Origin of the sequence: Marinobacter persicus (genome assembly GCF_900114155.1) — a bacterium.
Lineage (GTDB): Bacteria > Pseudomonadota > Gammaproteobacteria > Pseudomonadales > Oleiphilaceae > Marinobacter > Marinobacter persicus.
On the sequence record NZ_FOSC01000004.1, the window covers coordinates 118,028 to 135,373 of the forward strand.

At 58.4% G+C, this 17,346-nt stretch carries 15 protein-coding genes; 7 read left to right on the top strand and 8 right to left on the bottom strand.

What is annotated here, in order from left to right; translation table 11 throughout:
• The first annotated feature begins 45 nt into the window (after positions 1-45).
• The 3 genes from BMZ63_RS05575 to BMZ63_RS05585 are packed head-to-tail and all read left to right on the top strand — an operon-like array spanning position 46 to position 3,001.
• A complete protein-coding gene (locus BMZ63_RS05575; protein WP_091702807.1) occupies positions 46-873 on the top strand; it encodes a (Fe-S)-binding protein in 828 nt (275 codons plus the stop codon).
• Positions 870-2,333 carry a LutB/LldF family L-lactate oxidation iron-sulfur protein gene (locus tag BMZ63_RS05580; RefSeq protein ID WP_091702810.1) on the top strand — a complete coding sequence of 488 codons (1,464 nt, stop codon included), beginning with the start codon at positions 870-872 and terminating at the stop codon, positions 2,331-2,333. Before BMZ63_RS05575 ends, BMZ63_RS05580 begins: the two co-directional genes overlap by 4 nt.
• The gene (locus BMZ63_RS05585; protein ID WP_091702813.1) at positions 2,330-3,001 is read left to right on the top strand and encodes a LutC/YkgG family protein; all 672 of its coding nucleotides are present in this window, start codon (positions 2,330-2,332) and stop codon (positions 2,999-3,001) included. Before BMZ63_RS05580 ends, BMZ63_RS05585 begins: the two co-directional genes overlap by 4 nt.
• Positions 3,002-3,019: 18 nt before the next feature.
• On the opposite strand, the gene nfsA is transcribed toward BMZ63_RS05585, so the two are convergent.
• Positions 3,020-3,757: an oxygen-insensitive NADPH nitroreductase gene (gene nfsA / locus BMZ63_RS05590; protein WP_091702816.1), complete on the bottom strand. Its 738-nt coding sequence runs from the start codon at positions 3,755-3,757 to the stop codon at positions 3,020-3,022.
• Positions 3,758-3,922: 165 nt separating this feature from the next.
• Entirely contained in the window at positions 3,923-4,972 is a 1,050-nt protein-coding gene (locus BMZ63_RS05595) for a cytochrome-c peroxidase (RefSeq protein WP_091702819.1), read from the bottom strand.
• Positions 4,973-5,219: 247 nt separating this feature from the next.
• Between BMZ63_RS05595 and BMZ63_RS05600 the strand changes: the two genes are divergently transcribed.
• On the top strand, positions 5,220-5,765 hold the full coding sequence (locus BMZ63_RS05600; protein ID WP_091702821.1) for a rhodanese-like domain-containing protein: 546 nt from the start codon (positions 5,220-5,222) through the stop codon (positions 5,763-5,765).
• Between the two features lie 61 nt (positions 5,766-5,826).
• Here the strand turns inward: BMZ63_RS05600 and BMZ63_RS05605 are convergent, their stop codons facing one another.
• Positions 5,827-6,789 (bottom strand): SLAC1 anion channel family protein, encoded by a 963-nt coding sequence (locus tag BMZ63_RS05605; protein WP_091702824.1) that lies wholly within the window; start codon positions 6,787-6,789, stop codon positions 5,827-5,829.
• Between the two features lie 85 nt (positions 6,790-6,874).
• The gene (locus BMZ63_RS05610) at positions 6,875-7,339 is read right to left on the bottom strand and encodes a DsrE family protein (RefSeq protein ID WP_091702827.1); all 465 of its coding nucleotides are present in this window, start codon (positions 7,337-7,339) and stop codon (positions 6,875-6,877) included.
• A gap of 212 nt (positions 7,340-7,551) precedes the next feature.
• Here BMZ63_RS05610 and BMZ63_RS05615 point away from each other — a divergent pair, with 212 nt between their 5' ends.
• The 3 genes from BMZ63_RS05615 to BMZ63_RS05625 all read left to right on the top strand — a co-directional run bounded on the left by BMZ63_RS05615 (position 7,552) and on the right by BMZ63_RS05625 (position 13,008).
• Positions 7,552-9,141, top strand: coding sequence for a tetrathionate reductase family octaheme c-type cytochrome (locus BMZ63_RS05615; protein WP_091702829.1), 1,590 nt, complete (start codon positions 7,552-7,554; stop codon positions 9,139-9,141).
• On the top strand, positions 9,138-9,737 hold the full coding sequence (locus BMZ63_RS05620; RefSeq protein WP_091702832.1) for a cytochrome b/b6 domain-containing protein: 600 nt from the start codon (positions 9,138-9,140) through the stop codon (positions 9,735-9,737). Before BMZ63_RS05615 ends, BMZ63_RS05620 begins: the two co-directional genes overlap by 4 nt.
• Positions 9,738-9,945: 208 nt before the next feature.
• Entirely contained in the window at positions 9,946-13,008 is a 3,063-nt protein-coding gene (locus BMZ63_RS05625; RefSeq protein ID WP_091702834.1) for a bifunctional diguanylate cyclase/phosphodiesterase, read from the top strand.
• 31 nt (positions 13,009-13,039) lie between these two features.
• On the opposite strand, the gene BMZ63_RS05630 is transcribed toward BMZ63_RS05625, so the two are convergent.
• From BMZ63_RS05630 to BMZ63_RS05645, 4 genes are all read right to left on the bottom strand, one after another.
• Positions 13,040-14,098: a quaternary amine ABC transporter ATP-binding protein gene (locus BMZ63_RS05630; protein WP_091702837.1), complete on the bottom strand. Its 1,059-nt coding sequence runs from the start codon at positions 14,096-14,098 to the stop codon at positions 13,040-13,042.
• Positions 14,099-14,108: 10 nt separating this feature from the next.
• Positions 14,109-15,143, bottom strand: a complete 1,035-nt coding sequence (locus BMZ63_RS05635) for an ABC transporter permease (protein WP_091702839.1) — start codon at positions 15,141-15,143, stop codon at positions 14,109-14,111.
• Between the two features lie 94 nt (positions 15,144-15,237).
• Positions 15,238-16,203: an ABC transporter substrate-binding protein gene (locus BMZ63_RS05640; RefSeq protein ID WP_091702842.1), complete on the bottom strand. Its 966-nt coding sequence runs from the start codon at positions 16,201-16,203 to the stop codon at positions 15,238-15,240.
• 217 nt (positions 16,204-16,420) lie between these two features.
• Positions 16,421-17,305 (bottom strand): LysR family transcriptional regulator, encoded by an 885-nt coding sequence (locus tag BMZ63_RS05645; RefSeq protein WP_091702845.1) that lies wholly within the window; start codon positions 17,303-17,305, stop codon positions 16,421-16,423.
• Between the last annotated feature and the right edge of the window lie 41 nt (positions 17,306-17,346).

A 17,346-nucleotide genomic window follows, 5' to 3' on the forward strand; every position in this document is an offset into this window, starting at 1 on the left:
ATTGGTCTTACCAATTAAAGAGGCTCAGGCCCGGAGACCCTGTTAATGACGGATCTTTTCTACGACGCTGCTCCGAACGCCACCCGCGTGGCTCCGGAGAGGCCGAAACCGCGCCACTATCCGGACAAGCCGGCGGAAGTCATCCTGTTCGGCACCTGTGTGATGGATCTTTTTTTCCCGGAAGCCGGTCTGGATGCCATCCGGTTGCTGGAGCGGGAAGGCCTGAAGGTTCATTACCCTCAGGCGCAATCCTGCTGCGGCCAGCCGGCCTGGACCTCGGGCTATGTGGACGAAGCCCTGGAGGTGGCCCGGGCACAACTGGCATTGCTGGATAACGGCTTGCCGGTTGTTGTGCCTTCCGGATCCTGCGCGGGCATGTTTCGCCAGCATTACCGGGAAGTGTTCGCCGACGAGCCGGACACCCTCAAGCGGGTTGAAAGCCTGGCTGAGCGTACGTTTGAGTTGACGGAGTTTCTGCTGCACGTGTGCAAGGTGCAATGGCAGGACCTGGGTCCCCCCACGCAAATTGCGTTACACACCTCCTGTTCCGCCCGGCGGGAAATGAACACCCACCTCCACGCCCGTGAGCTGCTGGCGGGGCTGGATAACGTCGAGCGCCTGGATCATGACCATGAAAGTGAATGCTGCGGTTTTGGTGGTACCTTTTCCGTGCGCATGCCGGAAGTTTCCGGCGCCATGGTACTGGACAAAACCCGTTCGCTTAGAGAATCCGGCGCGGCGGAAATGGTCACCGCCGATGGTGGCTGTCTGCTGAACATTAACGGCTCGCTGGCCAAACAGAAACAGGCTTTCCGGGGCCGGCACCTGGCCAGTTTCCTGTGGGAGCGGGTCAGCGGGGAGGTGCGATCATGAACCAGCGTATTCCGGTTACCGAGTTAAGCGATACTTTTCGCGGCCGCGCCAAAGAAGCACTGGCGGACGATCAGCTACGTACCAACTTCCGCGTGGCCATGGATTCGCTCATGCAAAAACGCGCGGACGCCTTCCCGGACGAAGAAGAGCGCGAGGGCCTGAGGGAGCTGGGCAACCGCATCAAGGCCCGTGCCCTGTCCCGTTTGCCGGATTTGCTGGAGCAGCTGGAGGCGAAGCTCACGGAAAATGGTGTCAACGTCCACTGGGCGGAAACCACGGCAGAAGCGAACCGGATTGTTCACTCGATTATTGAGTCCAAACAGGGCTCGCAGGTGGTCAAGGGCAAGTCCATGGTCAGCGAAGAAATGGAGATGAACGATTACCTGGCCGAGCGGGACATCGAGTGCCTGGAGTCGGACATGGGCGAATACATTGTTCAGCTGGACGGTGAGAAGCCCTCGCACATCATCATGCCGGCCATCCACAAGAACCGGTACCAGGTCTCGAAGCTGTTCCACGACAAACTGGGCGTGGAAGAAACCGACGATGTGAACAAGCTGATCCGTATCGGCCGGGAAACCCTGCGCCAGAAATTCATGGAAGCGGATGTTGGTGTGTCCGGCGTGAACTTTGCCATCGCCGAAACGGGCACCCTGCTGCTGGTGGAGAATGAGGGTAACGGGCGCATGAGCACCACCGCGCCGCCCGTGCATGTGGCGGTCACCGGCATTGAAAAAGTGGTGGAGAACCTGCGGGATGTAGTGCCGCTGGTTTCCCTGCTGACTCGCTCAGCTCTGGGCCAGCCCATCACCACCTATGTGAATATGATCTCTGGCCCGCGCAAACCCGACGAGCTGGATGGCCCCGAAGAAGTTCATCTGGTGCTGCTGGACAACGGCCGCACCGGCGCCTTCGCCGACGCCCAGATGCGCCAGACCCTCAACTGCATCCGTTGCGGTGCCTGCATGAACCACTGCCCTGTGTACACCCGAGTGGGTGGCCACACCTATGGCGAGGTCTATCCCGGGCCGATTGGTAAAATTGTCACGCCCCACATGGTCGGGCTTAAGCAGGTGCCGGATCACCCCAGTGCCTCCTCCTTGTGCGGTGCGTGCGGGGACGTGTGCCCGGTCAAGATTCCCATTCCGGAGCTGTTGCAGCGGCTACGGCAGGAAAATGTCAAAAGCCCGGCCGAGCAGCCGAAAGTCAAAGACGGCGGTGCCAAGTATTCCGCCAGGGAGCGCGCGGTCTGGCGTTTCTGGAGAACCCTGAATACCCGGCCGGGCCTCTATCGGCTGTTTCTCTGGGGCGCGACCCGGTTCGGCAAGCTGACACCGAAAAACCTTGGCCCATGGACCGAAAACCACACCGCGCCAGTGCCCGCCCGGCGCTCGCTGCACGATCTGGCAAAAGCGCACCTTGCCAGAGCTGAGAGTCAACACACCGGAGGCCAGTCATGAGCGCTCGCAGCAATATCTTGAACAAACTCAGGGCGGGGCTGGCCGGCACCACGCCTCGGCCGGACGAGTTTGATGAGGGCCTGGTCACCCGCCCCTGGCAGTACGCGCCGGAAGATCGGATCACGCGTTTGCGCTCGCTGATGGAAGCGGTGCAGACCGAGGTGCATCAACTGCCTGCGGCGCAGTGGCCGGAGAAGGTGCTGGCGCTCTTGCAGGAACGGGGGCTGAACAACCTGTTGTACGCGCCGGGCACGGCCCATGGGCAGGTGCTGGTCAACTACTGGCAGCAGGCGGGCGCAAAACCTGAGTTGTTGGCCTACGATCGGCCGGTGGACGACTGGAAGGAAGAGCTGTTCTGGCGGGTGCAGGCCAGCGTGACCAGCACCGTCGGCGGAATTGCCGCCACCGGTTCCCTGGCGCTCTGGCCGGACAGGCACGAGCCGCGGCTGATGAGCCTGTTGCCGCCGCTGCATATTGCCCTGCTGAACGCCAGTGAGATTGAGGACAACCTGTACACAATGATGCAGAAGCAGAACTGGTCGGCGGGCATGCCCACCAACCTGTTACTGGTGTCCGGCCCGTCGAAAACCGCCGATATCGAGCAGGTGCTGGCCTACGGTGCCCACGGGCCGAAGGAGTTGGTGGTCCTCATCCTTGAAGACCGGTAGGGGCTTTTACGTCACCCTTTATTTCACCCCGAAGCCGCGCTTCTCCAGGAATTCCTTCATGTGGGGGCGCAGCTTGTCGGTAAACAGCGGCTTGAGTTCCTCGGACCAGTTGCTGTCCTTTTTGCCGCCTGTCCTTTCCAGATAGTACTGGTGCATGGTGTCGTCGAATGCGTCTACCTGGGCCTGGTCCTGGCTGTCGTCGTAGTAATCCTGTTTGAGAATGGTTTCCACCGGCAGGCGGGGTTTGACCTGCGGGTCGTGGTCCGGATAGCCGATGCACATGCCGAAAACCGGGTACACGTGTTCCGGCAACCTGAGCAGTTCGCTGACCTGCTCGGGGTTGTTGCGCAGCCCGCCAATGTAGCAGATGCCCAGCTTTTCCGACTCCGCAGCCACCGCCACATTCTGGGCCATCAGGGCCGCATCGATACTGGCGACCAGCAGCTGCTCGGTCATGCCACGGACGACGTCGGCGCCGGCACGCTCGGCGGCTTCGGTTGCGCGCTTCATGTCGGCACAGAACACCAGAAATTCCGACGCAGCCTTGATCCAGGGCTGACCTCCAGCCAGTTCCGCCAGGGTTTCCCGGTTTTCCGTGTTGGTGACACGGATGACCGTATAGGCCTGAACCTGATTGGAGGTGGCGGCACACTGGCCGGCGCTGATCAGGGTTTCCAGCAGACCATCCGGCAGAGGCTGGTCTTTGAACTTGCGGATGGATCGGTGGGATTTCAAAAGCTCGATGGTCGGGTTCATGGTACCTCGTCTGCTTTGGATAAAAGCCAACGATAGCCTTGTTTCACGGCCTTAGGCAAGCGTCGGGCTGTCGGTTGGTATGCGGTAAATACACGATAAAAAAGGGCGCACCTCTCGATGCGCCCTTGATACTGACCGTTGCCTCAAGAGGCCATGTTTAACCGGTTACGGCACCATGTCGACCGGCTTCGGTGTCTTGGCGGTGCTTGGCGGCAACTGCGGGTAGGTCACTTCCGGCACTTCACCAGTCAGGGACTTCAGGAAAGCCACAATGGACTGAACCTCTTCATCATCCAGTTCGGTGCCCAACTGGGCGGTACCCATAACCGCAACCGCCTCTTCCAGGCTCCAGACCGCGCCAGAGTGGAAGTAAGGCGCCGTGAGTTCGATATTCCGCAGTGGAGCGGCGCGGAACACGTACTCATCAGAGGCGGTTTCGGTTACCGCGAAACGGCCTTTGTCACCCTCGGGCAGAATCTCGCCACCCGGGCGGGATACCAGGCCAAACGGGTAGTAATCCTGGCCACCCAGGTTCACACCACTGTGACAGGCGGTACAACCACGGTCCATGAACAGCGCCAGACCTTCTTTCTGCTTGTCGTTAAGTGCGTCTTCATCACCGCGCAGGTAGCGGTCAAAAGGTGCATCCGGGGTGATCAGGGTCGCCTCGTAGGCTTCGATGGCGGTTGCCATGTTGTCGAAAGTGACCGGCTCCTCGGAAGTCGGGAAAGCATTTTCAAAGCGCTCGATATACTCGGGCATGCTTTTCAGCGTTTCTTCCACACGCGCCGGAGTGCTGCTCATTTCCACGCCGGCCTGAACCGGCCCCTTGGCCTGTTCGGCCAGGTCAGCCGCACGGCCATCCCAGAACTGGGCGGCGTTAAACACGGCGTTGAAAACGGTCGGGGAATTACGCGGACCCTTCTGCCAGCCGTGACCGATAGAGGTGGGCAGTTCGTCGTCGCCACCGAGGCCGACGTTGTGGCAGGTGTTACAGCTGATCAGGTGACTGGAAGACAGGCGCGGTTCAAAGAACAGCATCTTGCCCAGCTCGACTTTGGCCTGGGTCAGCTCATTGCCATCAATGACAGGTGGATACTTGGGGATTGGCTCGAAGTTGCTGTTGGCGCGTTCCATCAGCTCGTCGGCCATGGCCGGGCCGGCGGCCACGGTCAGGCTCAGCGCCAGTGCCTTGATCAGGGGGTGTTTGGTCATATCGCTTTCTCCTTATGAGAAGGGCTTGCTCTCTCTTATTGATGACATTAACAAAATGTTCAGGTTCTTCACGTGAATTTCAGCGTAGATGGCGATGGAATTGACGTCTGTCAAGTTTGTTCCCGGGACCACGCTTTTGGGGCCGGGTGTGGCATTTGGCCGCTGTTTGCTCCCTGCTCCTGACTGGCAAAACCACGGGTTATAAGGTTATTCTTGGTGTGAAGTTCATGTAGCGCAGGAGAGAATGATGAGAGTGTTATTGTTGTCAGCGTTGTTTGTGTTTGGCCTTGTAACCTCGGCCCAGGCCGAAGAAGCCCTGTCTCTGACGCCTGAAGAAGTCTATGAAATGACTCAGGCGCAGGGTGATGACATGCTGTTCATCGACGTTCGTGATCCGGTGGAAATTATGTTCATCGGCTTTACCGATTCGGTGGACCGCAACATTCCTTTCCAACTGGTTGACCGTCATGAGTGGAACGACGAGAAAGGCGTGTTCACCATGAACATCAACGAAAATTTTGTCAGCCAGGTGGATGAGGCTCTGGAGGAAAAGGGCCTGGACCGGGATGCGCTGATCGTCACCATGTGCCGCTCCGGTTCGGCCCGTGGAAAGCCCAGTGCCGATTATCTGCTTGAGCGTGGTTTCACCAACGTGAAGTACGTGGACAACGGCTTTCAGGGTGGTACCGTCAAAGAAGGCGAGAAGAAAGGCTTCCGGGTGAAAAATGGCTGGCAGAATTCCGGTCTGCCGTGGTCAACCAAGGCCAATCCTGAAAAAATCTACCGTCCGTAAGGCCGGTTTCGGAAACCAGAAAGCGCCTGTTTGCGGACAGGCGCTTTTTTTATGACCGTTTTTATTCCTCGATGCAGATTTCCCACCGGCTTACGGCTATGGCTGTTCTCGCCACCAGTCCTGCGATTAGCACCACCAGAAGCACCAGCAGTGCACCGCCCAACCATTTGAAAAAGGCCAGATCCAGCGCCTCGTACATGCCCAGAGTGGCAATGGTGATGGCGGCCATGGGGAACGAATAAGCCCACCAGGACAGGAAAAACTGCAGTTTTACAAACCGTGGCACCTGGGTCAGCAGCATCAGCGTCAGGAACAGGGCGCTGTAATAGAGAATGCGGGCAAAGGCATCCACTTCGCCGTTCAGCTGCAGCCAGGACACAAATCCCACGCCCGGCGGCGCAATCAGGATGAACAGGGTGGGCAGCAGTTTGCCCGGCAGCGGCTGGTGGAAGAACATCCGGTAGAAAATGATGGTCAGCAGCACCAGCCAGAACACCAGCCCGATACTGAAAAAGAACCAGCCCAGTTCGGCAAAGCCATGCTGCACGCCGGCAATGGGCACCAGAATGTTACCCACGATGGGAATGAACCAGGCCGGATTCATATGGTTGATTTCAAAGTGGGTATGGTGAATCCACGCCGACAGTACGTAGAGCGTGAAAAGCAGATGCAGGCCTGTGCCCGTGGCCCAAACCATAAGCGACAACAGCCTGTGGTGCGGCAGCAAGGCAATGCTGATCAGGATCAGCCCGATGGAAATGGTGGGAAAGAAGTTGAGCTTGATCGGGTGGCTGAACTCAGCCTTGACCGCACAGGGGTGTCGCACAGCCTTGAGGGTATAAAGCAGTGCCAGGGATAAAAACACCGCGATAGTGACAACCAGGGTCGCGGAGCTGGCCGGTACCGGCAGGCCAAACAGGGTTTCGGCCCGGTGCAGGGCGATGGTCAGTCCGGCCAGCCCCATCACCATGGCAAACCAGGAGATCGGAAAGTGCTGCAAGCGGGAGGTTTCTGCGGGGTTCATTACACGCCTCAACTGTCAGGAACCGAATGAAAAACGCCAGCCCCGAAAGGCTGGCGCGGATACTGCCATTTAATGCGACACCGGTTTAGAAAGTGAAGGTGCGCATCTTGCGGTCGAGCATCTGGCCGGCCATCTCCGGCGGCATGGCAACGCCAACACCGTCAACCAGATCGTTTTTGCTGTACTCGCTGTTTGGCAGGTACAGGGCGCAAACCTTAACGCTACCACCGGCTTTCATCAGACCGCGCATCATCTGCCCCGGAGTCACATCTTTCGGGGCCAGGGCGTCGCCGGAATAGGATTTCAGGGCCAGGTCGCCGGCTGCGTCACACAGCAGTACGTTCACTTTGGCACCCTTCTCCGCCATGGTATTGGACAGCACCATGGCCATGCCCTGGGTTTGCAGTGAGTCGCTGGAAAGGATCACCAGTACCTCGTCCACCTGGTTGCCTTTGTCGGCTTTCTTTTCCTTGTGGTTGTCGGCCATGGCGTGCATGGGGGCAAGTGCAACCACCAGTGCCAGCGCGAACAGTTTCATGCTTTTGATCATAACGTCTTACTCCTGCCTTGGGTTTGTTCTGACGGTTTTCAGATTAGGGAGCGTGGGGTGAAAGTTCAGTGACTAAGTCACTCTTGAGGCTGGGGAAGCAGGTAGTAAGGGTGTGACAGAAGGTCGCAGGTGCCAAAGTCTTAATGACAACGTTTTGTAAGCTACACTTGGAATAAGCATATTCCAAGTATTTGCGAAGGTTGGTGAGGGCCATGGATAAACGAGCTGCAATAACCTTTGTATGTGGTTTGCTGCTGATGGGCTTTTCAGGCCTGGTGTCAGCGGCGGCAGACCGTTCCCCGCCAACTGCGGACCATAGTAAATTCAAGGCCCTGCAGGGGCCGTTCGAGCGCGCTGAAGATGTCACAGCGGCTTGTCTGGAGTGCCACACGGAGGCGGGTGAGCAGGTGCGGGGTACCACTCACTGGACCTGGTTGTACGAGCATGAGGAAACCGGCCAGACCCTGGGCAAGAGTAAGGTGATCAACAGTTTCTGTGGCATGACCGTCACTAACGAGCCCCGTTGTACCTCCTGCCACGTGGGCTATGGCTGGGAAGACATGAACGAGCCGCCGCCCGAGGCGGACAACGCGGTGGACTGTCTGGTGTGCCACGACACCACCGGCGAGTACTGGAAGTTTCCTACCCTGGCCGGCCACCCCACTTACGAACCCCGGGAATGGCCGAAAGGCAGTGGCAAGATGGTACAGCCACCGGATCTGGCCAACATTGCCCAGAATGTCGGCGCCAGTGACCGGCAAAACTGCGGCAGTTGCCACTTCTACGGTGGTGGCGCCGACGGAGTGAAGCATGGCGACCTGGACTCATCTTTGGTGGACCCGCCCAAGCATGTGGATGTTCATATGTCACCGGAGGGCCTGGATTTCGCCTGTTCCGATTGCCACACCACCTCGGGACACGAAGTGACCGGTAGCCGGTATCAGGTCAACGCCCGTGACGAGCTGGGTATTGATGTGCCGGGCCATACTGATCTGAGCCGCGCCAGCTGCGAATCCTGCCATGGCATGGAGCCCCACGAAGAAACCAAGATTAACGACCACGTGGACAAGCTCGCGTGCCAGAGCTGCCATATTCCGGCGTTCGCCCGGGGTGGCGTGGCGACCAAAACCTGGTGGGACTGGTCCACCGCCGGCCGGCTGGATGAAGACGGCAATCCGATCAAGGAACTGGATGAAAACGGTGACCCCAGCTACCTGAGCGAGAAAGGGGATTTCCGCCACGGCGAGAACGTGGTGCCCGAGTACGCCTGGTTTAACGGCACCGTGGAATACACCCTGGCCGGCGAGCCGCTGGATATCGACAATCCGCCGGTGCCCATCAATGACATTCAGGGCAGTGCGGACGATCCGGACTCACGCATCTGGCCGTTCAAGATCATGCGCGGCAAGCAGCCGTTTGATACCGAACTGCAAACCCTGCTGGCCACCCACGTGTTCGGTGCCGATGACACCTCCCTATGGAGCAACTTCAGCTGGGAGAAAGCCCTGCAGGCGGCCAGTGATCTGTCCGGCCGGCCCTACAGTGGCGAGTTCAGCTTCATAGAAACCACCATGCACTGGCCGATTACCCACATGGTGGCTCCAGCGGATGACGCGGTGCGCTGCGGCTCCTGCCACCAGTCTGACAGTCGGCTGGCGGGCATTGGCGGTATCTACATGCCGGGCCACGACCGCAATGTCTGGCTTGACCGGATTGGTTGGTTCCTGGTGGCGGCCACGCTGTTTGCCGTCTTGCTGCACGCCATCGCCCGGGTGATCTTTCGTGGGAGGAGCGCAAAATGAGCCGTGAAATGATTTTCAAACGTTTCGAGCGCTTCTGGCACTGGACTCAGGCTCTGCTGATCTTCGTGCTGCTGTTCACCGGTTTCAATATTCACGGCACGCTGGATTCGTTGAAATTCAGTACCGCCGTGCAGGTGCACACGCTGGCGGCCTGGGCGCTGATCGTGTTGTGGGTGTTTGCCATTTTCTGGCACTTCACCACCGGCGAGTGGCGACAGTACATTCCCACCCGAAATGGCCTGTTTGCCGTCATTCATTATTACCTGATCGGCACGTTTACCGGCGCCGAGCACCCCTACAAGAAAACCACCAAGGCCAAGCACAATCCTTTGCAACGCCTGGCTTACCTGTTTTTCAAACTGGGTATTACGCCGGTGATCTGGGTCTCCGGGCTGTTGTACCTGTTCTACAACGACTGGCCGGAAACCGTCGCTGGCGCCATGGAGCTGGAAACCGTGGCCCTGGTGCATACGGGGGCGGCCTTCGCGATGATGGTGTTCATTATTGGTCACGTCTATATGGTCACCATGGGCAAGACCCTGACCAGTCACATCAAACCGATGATCACCGGCTACGAAAACCCCGACGACCACTGAAAAGTCTCCTTTGCGCATGACCAGAATCTGAAGTTGGTCCGGACAGACAGCTGAGGATTGAAAAAACGCCTCCGGTTTCCCGGGGGCGTTTTTGTGTCTGGAACAAATAAATTGTATGAGTCGATACGTAAGTGTCGGTGATTCCGGGGAATTGCTGCTATTGTAAACTTATTGAACACATTTTTTTCACGAGGCCGGGAACCTCTTAATGGCGGATTCAGACTCCAGGTTTGTTGAACAGCCGGGCAAAACACTCAAGCCGGTGGCGGTGTACCTGTTGGTGATGCTGGTGCTGGTGGCTTCTGCGGCCACTGTGGCCGTACAGACCTACCGGCATAACAAGGACGCCGCCGCCAGCCGCTCCAACGCCCGGGCGGATCTGGCCGCCGAATTTGTCGCTACCGCGTTCATGTCCTCACGTTCCGGTTTGCAGACGGTGGCAGGTTTTGTCGAGCCCATGGTTGCCCAGGCCGGGGTGTTGCCCGATACCGGGCTGGAAAGCCTGGAACGCCTGCTGGACGAGAAGCGTCAGCAGTTGAATTATGTCGATGCCCTGTTCATTACCGATACCTCGGGTAATCTGCTGTACGATTCGGAAGAGTCCGGTGCGCAGAAGCTGGCGAGCTGGGATTTTCTGCGCGCGCAGCTGGCCAGCAGCGACCGCGACGGTGTGATTACCCCACTACACCCGAACCCGAAAACGGGGCAACTGGCGATCTGGAATGCCCGGCCCCTGCGTTCCCCTTCCGAAGAACTGGCCGGCTATCTGGTGGCCCGCCACACTCCCGCCATGCTGGCTGATTCACTGGCACGTTTGTCCATGTCCGAAGGCCAGAGCATCGCCATTCTGGATACGACCATGACTCTGGTCGGCCGCTTGCCGGCCGATGGTGATCTGGTGCACACCGGCATCCGGGTAAAAGAGCCCCATACCCGGGACTTCATCGACAGTGGCCAGGACTCTGCCCAGGCGATCACAGCCTCACCGGTGGATGGTACACAACGTCTTTACACGTTCCAGCGGGTGAAGGATACGCCCTATCTGGTGATTGTCGGTGAGGAAGTGGCGGTTATTGTCCGTGACTGGTGGCAGAATCTGTGGATCAGCGTTGTGGCTTTTGTTGTTGTGGCGGTGGTTGGCTGGTTGTCGGTACGCCAGTTCCAGCGGCGGGCAAAGGCCGAACAGGCGCTGCTGGCGGAGAACCATGAACGGTTGGAGCTGCAGCGCTCGGCCCAGGCCAGCGAGGCGCGTTTGCGGGCGCTGATTCGTTCGATTCCCGACCTGATTTTTGTGTTCGACGAACAGGGGCGTTTTGTTTTTGTGCACGCCTCTGACGAAGATCAGCTCATCAAACCGGCTGAAGACATGTTGGGCGAGCATTATCGTGACCTTCTGCCGCCAGAGTTGTCCGGCCGTTTGGCCAGTGTGACCGAGCAGGTCGGGGTGACAGGGCAGCCGGCGGATCTTGAATACCAACTGGTCTTTGACGGCGAGGTGCGGGAATTCAGTGCCAAAATCACCGTGCTGACGGACAAGGAGAACCGCAACACCGGCTTCCTTGCCGTGGTGCGGGATGTTACCCAGAGCAAAATCCAGGAAGCCGAACTGCGTATTGCCTCAACCGCTTTTGAAACCCACCTGGGCATTATCATCACCGACGATCAGGGACTGATTCTGCGGGCCAATCGGGCTTTCACTCGCATTACCGGTTATGAAGAGCATGAGGTGGTGGGTAAAACCCCGGCGGTATTGCAATCCGGGTTGCAGGATCGCTCTTTCTACCAGAATTTCTGGGCCAGGGTGAAAGAGCTGGGTTCCTGGGAAGGCGAGATCTGGAACCGCAAGAAAAACGGCGAGGTATACGCCGAGTGGCTGACGGTAACCGCCATCCGTAGCGAATCCGGCGCGATTCTCAATTACGTGGGCACTTTCCACGACATTACCAAGCGAAAGGAAGCGGAACGTGAAGCCCATCGCCTGGCCTTTTACGATTCCCTCACCGGTCTTGCCAATCGCGTGTTGCTGGAGGACCGGATAACCGAGGTTGCCCGGAGCAATGCCAGGAGTGGCGGATTTGCCGCCCTGTTGGAGGTGGAACTTGATCATTTCCGTGCTGTGAATGATAGCCGGGGCTACGACGTGGGTGACCAGGTGTTGAAAAGCGTGGCCGAGAGGATATCCGGGCTGGTGCGCAGCAACGACACATTGGCCCGAATCGGTGGCGATGAGTTTGGTTTGCTGCTTCTGGAGTTAGGTGAATCTGAACAGGCAGCGGCCCGGACTGCGGAACGCATGGCTGAAAAGATTCAGACAGCATTGCAGCAGCCCTTTGAAATGGCGGGAAGTGTTGTCCGGTTGGCCTCGAGTATCGGGATTGTCCTTATCGGCAACCGGCAAATCCCGGGCGACGAGCAACTCCAGCGGGCTGAGCAGGCCACTCAGCAGGCCAAGCAACAGGCCCGGCAAAATGGCGGCAGACCCATTGCTTTCTTCGACCCTGAAATTCAGGCCCGGGCGGTGGAAAACATTTTGCTGGAAGATGAGCTACGCAGCGCCCTGGACGCCGAGCAGTTTCAGCTTTATTTCCAGCCGCAGATAAGTCATCCGGACAAGGTTCAGGGATATGAGGTGCTACTGCGCTGGCAGCATCCGGACAAGGGCATGGTGTCGCCGGGCGTGTTTATACCCCTGGCCGAGCAGAGCCGCCTGATTATCCCCATTGGCGAATGGGTGTTGCAGCAGGCCTGCGAGCAGCTGGCACGCTGGCAGGCCAACCCTGACAGAAAGGATCTGTACCTGGCGGTGAATGTCAGCGTTTATCAGTTCCAGCATGCCGGCTTCCCGGACCAGGTGGCCCGGATTCTGGATGAGACCGGTGCACCACCGCACCTGCTGGAGCTGGAAGTAACCGAAAGCTTGCTGATGGATGACCCGGACCGTGTCACCGAGATCATGAACCGGCTGCGTGATTTGGGTATCCGTTTCTCGCTGGATGACTTCGGTACCGGGTATTCCTCGCTCAGCTATCTCAAGCGCCTGCCGCTGGATCAGATCAAGATTGACCAGTCCTTCACCCGGGATCTGGGCGAGAATAGCACCAGTGGTGCGATTGTCGACTCCATCATCGGTCTGTCCAATGGCCTGAAGCTGCAGGTCATTGCCGAAGGGGTGGAAACCGAAGAGCAGAGGGACTGGTTGGTGGAACACGGCTGCCGGCATTTCCAGGGTTACCTGTTTGCCAGGCCGGGACCACTGCCAGCCGACAGCTGAAACAGCACTTGTCGGCCGGCGCGCAGACCGTTCAGGCGGCCGTTTTGCCGCGACTCTCTGAAGCGTCGGTTGGCACCAGTGCGCGGGCCAGGTCTTTCATGTGCAGGGTGCCCACCTGCTCGTCACCGCGCATGACCCTGAAGTTGAGTGTCATATCTCCACCGGACTTTCGCAGCACGTCTTCAAGATTGTCTTTCTCGGAGATGTCGCCGGCGTAGTCGGTTTCCTCGGGGTCCGGCTTAGTCATCATCGAGCGTACCCTTAGCACCCGTGCCCGGTTGATGTCGCTGATGAAGTCGACAATGTAAGGGTCGCCCGGGTTGAGCAGGATATCCTGCGGATCGCCCTGCTGAACCACTTCGCCTTCCTTGAGAATGACCAGGTGATCGGCCAGCTTCAGGGCTTCGTCCAGGTCGTGGGTGATGAACACGATGGTTTTCTTCAGTTCTTCCTGCAGTTCCAGCAGCAGGTCCTGCATGTCGGAACGGATCAGGGGATCCAGGGCGGAGAAGGCCTCGTCCATCAGCATGATCTGGGCGTCGGATACCAGCGCCCGGGCAATGCCCACCCTTTGCTGCATGCCGCCGGACAGCTGATGAGGGTACTGCTGTTCGTTGCCTTCCAGGCCGACCCGGGCCAGCCATTTTCTGGCCTCCCCTTCGAAATCCTCGGTGGTGTAGCCGCGAATGTCTTTTGCCATGCCGGCATTTTCCAGCACGGTTTTGTGGGGCAGCAGGGCAAATTTCTGGAACACCATGGACATCCGTTCTCGCCGTAATTGGCGAAGCTGTTCCTCGGTGTAAGTCATGATGTCATCACCATCCACCTGGACCTCGCCGGCGGTGGGGTCGATCAGCCGATTGAGATGGCGGATCAGGGTGGATTTGCCCGATCCAGACAGGCCCATGATGACGGTAATTTCACCCTCATGAATATCCACGTTGATGTCGCGCAGACCCAGCACGTGGTTATGCTGCTCGAGCATTTCGGCCTTGTGCATGCCCTGGCGTGCGTACTCCAGTACGACATCGGGTGTCGGGCCGAAGATCTTGTACAGGTTCTTGATGGAAATCTTGACGTTGCGTGTCATGTGCCTTACCTCAATGCTCTTTCGACACGTCGATGCGTGCAAGGGATGCCTTGGTTACCCGGTCAAGAATGACCGCCAGAATCACGATACCCAGGCCGGACACCAGACCAACGCCCAGTTCCAGGTTCCGGATGCCGCGCAGCACCAGTACGCCCAGACCCGGTGCGGACACCAGGGAAGCGATAACAACCATGGCAAGACTCATCATGATGGTCTGGTTCACGCCGGCCATGATGTTGGGCAGGGCCAGCGGGATCTGCACCTTGTACAGCTTTTGCCGGGGCGTCATGCCAAAGGCATCGGCGGCTTCGATCACGTCTTTGTCCACAAGCCGAATGCCCAGGTTGGTAAGGCGGATGACCGGAACAATGGCGTAAAGAATAATGGCAATGCCGTAGAGCTTGGATTCGGTCACGCTGAACAGGAAGATCAGCGGAATCAGGTACACAAACGGCGGCAGGGTTTGCAGCATGTCCAGAACCGGGGTGATCACGCGCTGAAGGCCGTCGCTGCGAGCCATGGCAATGCCAATGGGGACCCCGAACAGGACGCAGAGGAAGGCGCATACCATGATGATCGCCAGTGTTTGCATGGCGTAGTCGTAGTGATCAATGAATGCCATGAGGACGATGCTGATGCCGACAAAGGCCACCAGTTTCCAGGATTTGGTGACGACGAAGACCACCGCCAGCAACAATGGAATAACAATCCACCAGGGTGTGTTGAGCATGGCGTAAAGGGCGCCGTCAAGAAACCAGCTCAGGGGTTGAGTCAGTGGGTCAAGTACCAGGCTGAGGCTGTCCTTGATGGCGAGGAAGCCCTGCTCCAGACCCTTGGTCAGTTCCCGTGACTGGGGGAAGGCTGCACAGGATTCGTTCAGTGCGTCCATGGATGGAAAAGGCAGTTCCCAGATGGAGGTCTCCTGGGTTTGTTTGCCACTGGTTTTGTTCAGCAAGTCGGCCATCGACATGGGGCCACTGCTCTTGCCTTCGGAACACCATTCCTTGAGCCCGAGTGTTTCAAACAGGGGGTCGTAAGTTGCCATGGGCGGTCAGTTTCTCCTGCGCGTATGGGACAGCGTGGTTTTGCAAAGAAATCGTCCGGGGCGCAGGGGATACGCCCCGGACGGGGCAGGTCAGTTACTCGAGAACGTTGGCCAGCCGTTTGGTGGCTTCATCGTTCAGCCAGGTGGACCACTCTTCACTGTTGTTGCTCAGGAAGTAGACGGCCGCTTCTTCGCCGGTGGCGTTGTTCTCATCCATCCACGCCAGGATGGAGCTCATGGTGGCGGTTTTGAACGTCATCTTGCCCAGCATTTCAGCGACTTCCGGCTCACGCTCTTTGAAGTCGGTGGTGATTGAGGTCAGGACAGTTGCCGCCGGGAATTCGGAAACGCCGGGGTTGTCCGCATCCGGGGTCTGGTTTTTCTGGTGCACGTCCTGTTTGTACTCACCCAGCTCGACACGGGTCATGTCGTACTTGCCGAGAGGCACGGTCGGGCCCCAGTAGTAGCCAAACCAGGGTTCCTCGTTCTGCACCGCGGATGCCATGGAAGACGCGAGAGTCTCGCCGGAGCCATGGTTGAACACTTCAATGCCGGACTCTTCCAGGTCCAACGCTCGAATCAGGTTGTCACTGACCACCCGGCAGCCCCAGCCATCGGGGCAGTTATTAAAGGTACCGCCCACCAACTCCGGGTTGTTCATCACGCCTTCAATGGTGGTCAGCTCCGGGTGCTTCTCGGCCAGGTAGGTGGGAATCCACCAGCCTTCCACACCGCCGGGGTCCAGAACCTTGCTGACCCGTTCAACCTTGCCCTGCTCTTCCAGGCGCAGATAGGCTTCGCCAGCGGAGTTCAGCCACAGCTCGGTAATAATGTCCGGTTCGCCGTTTTCGGCAACGGAAGTGACAGCTGGCACTGTGTCGGATGGCACGATGGTCACGTCACAGCCGTAACCCTGCTCCATGATGAAGGTGGCCACGTTGGTCACGACCGTGTTGGAGGCCCAGTTCATTTCGGTGATGGACACTTCTCCGCACTCGGCTTGTGCCAGGCCGGGCGCTGACAGCGCGCACAGTATTGCAGCAGACGTAAGCTTTCGCATAGTCACTTTCCTCTTTCGGTTTTTGTGATTGGAATGTCGTTCCGATAACGGGAAGCCGCGATCCGGGCGGATCGGGATAACTGCCATGTTTTGTTCACGAATGTGATGTGACAAACCAGTGAATCTCGGTTAGTACCTACATTCAGGATAACGAACGAATGAATGGTTGCAAGGCTGTAATTTAAATGTGTCTTTGTTATCGACGGATTTTCGCACTTTACCAAGGCAACCCACGGGAAAACCGTTCAATCAGAAATTCGTTAAGCACCTTGAGTTTGACCGAGCGCTGTTTGGCTTGCGGATACACCAGCCAGACACCACTGAACGGGTAACGATATTGCTCCAGCATGGACACCAGCTCGCCCCGGGCCAGCAATGGCTCCACGTAGTAGTCCGGCAGTTGTGCAATGCCCAGCCCCTTGCGCACGGCGTCCAGCAGGGCGGGGCCGGAGTTGGAGCGCCAGTTGCCGGTCACCTTCAGTTCCCGCCGTTGACCGTTCTCGCTGAATAACCACCAGGTATTTGAGCCCAGCAGGCAGTTGTGGTGTGCCAGCTCGGCGAGGGTGTGAGGCATGCCATGGCGCTGTAAATAGGCCGGACTGGCGCATAGGTATTCCCGGCGGTCGCACAGCCTTCTCGACAGCAGAGAGGAATCTTTCAGCGATCCCATGCGCACCGCCAGGTCATAGCCTTCGCTGACCAGGTCGGTTTGCCGGTTGGTCAGGTGCAGATCCAGCTGAATGTCCGGGTAGCGTGTTACAAAGTCGTTCAGTGCCGGTGCCAGAAACCGCTCACCGAAGGTGGTGGCGCAGGTGACCCGCAGGGAGCCGGCCGGCTTTTGCTGGGCCTGGCGCAGTTCTTCTTCGGCACTGATAAACCCTTCCATCAGGCTGTGGCATTGCTGGAAGTAGGTTTCGCCGGCCTCGCTCAGGCGTATTGAACGGGTGGTGCGGTACAGTAGGGGTGTGCCCAGGCGTTTTTCCAGCCCGGCAACCTGCCGGCTGATGTGGGAAGGCGATACCCCGAGCCGGCGGGCGGCGGCACTGAAACTGCCTTCCTGTACGACGGCAATAAAGGCTTCGATGGCATCCCAGTGCTTCATGAGGGCTCCGCTTACCAGTGGTCTGTGTGAGATGCCCCTTC

Bases quoted from the DNA above. Each gene is read 5' to 3' on its own strand.
- BMZ63_RS05645 (WP_091702845.1), bottom strand. From the start codon at position 17,305: ATGAAGCACTGGGATGCCATCGAAGCCTTTATTGCCGTCGTACAGGAA.
- BMZ63_RS05605 (WP_091702824.1), bottom strand. From the start codon at position 6,789: ATGAACCCCGCAGAAACCTCCCGCTTGCAGCACTTTCCGATCTCCTGG.
- BMZ63_RS05575 (WP_091702807.1), top strand. From the start codon at position 46: ATGACGGATCTTTTCTACGACGCTGCTCCGAACGCCACCCGCGTGGCT.
- BMZ63_RS05585 (WP_091702813.1), top strand. From the start codon at position 2,330: ATGAGCGCTCGCAGCAATATCTTGAACAAACTCAGGGCGGGGCTGGCC.
- BMZ63_RS05620 (WP_091702832.1), top strand. From the start codon at position 9,138: ATGAGCCGTGAAATGATTTTCAAACGTTTCGAGCGCTTCTGGCACTGG.
- nfsA (WP_091702816.1), bottom strand. From the start codon at position 3,757: ATGAACCCGACCATCGAGCTTTTGAAATCCCACCGATCCATCCGCAAG.
- BMZ63_RS05600 (WP_091702821.1), top strand. From the start codon at position 5,220: ATGAGAGTGTTATTGTTGTCAGCGTTGTTTGTGTTTGGCCTTGTAACC.
- BMZ63_RS05640 (WP_091702842.1), bottom strand. From the start codon at position 16,203: ATGCGAAAGCTTACGTCTGCTGCAATACTGTGCGCGCTGTCAGCGCCC.
- BMZ63_RS05610 (WP_091702827.1), bottom strand. From the start codon at position 7,339: ATGATCAAAAGCATGAAACTGTTCGCGCTGGCACTGGTGGTTGCACTT.
- BMZ63_RS05580 (WP_091702810.1), top strand. From the start codon at position 870: ATGAACCAGCGTATTCCGGTTACCGAGTTAAGCGATACTTTTCGCGGC.
- BMZ63_RS05615 (WP_091702829.1), top strand. From the start codon at position 7,552: ATGGATAAACGAGCTGCAATAACCTTTGTATGTGGTTTGCTGCTGATG.
- BMZ63_RS05595 (WP_091702819.1), bottom strand. From the start codon at position 4,972: ATGACCAAACACCCCCTGATCAAGGCACTGGCGCTGAGCCTGACCGTG.
- BMZ63_RS05630 (WP_091702837.1), bottom strand. From the start codon at position 14,098: ATGACACGCAACGTCAAGATTTCCATCAAGAACCTGTACAAGATCTTC.
- BMZ63_RS05625 (WP_091702834.1), top strand. From the start codon at position 9,946: ATGGCGGATTCAGACTCCAGGTTTGTTGAACAGCCGGGCAAAACACTC.
- BMZ63_RS05635 (WP_091702839.1), bottom strand. From the start codon at position 15,143: ATGGCAACTTACGACCCCCTGTTTGAAACACTCGGGCTCAAGGAATGG.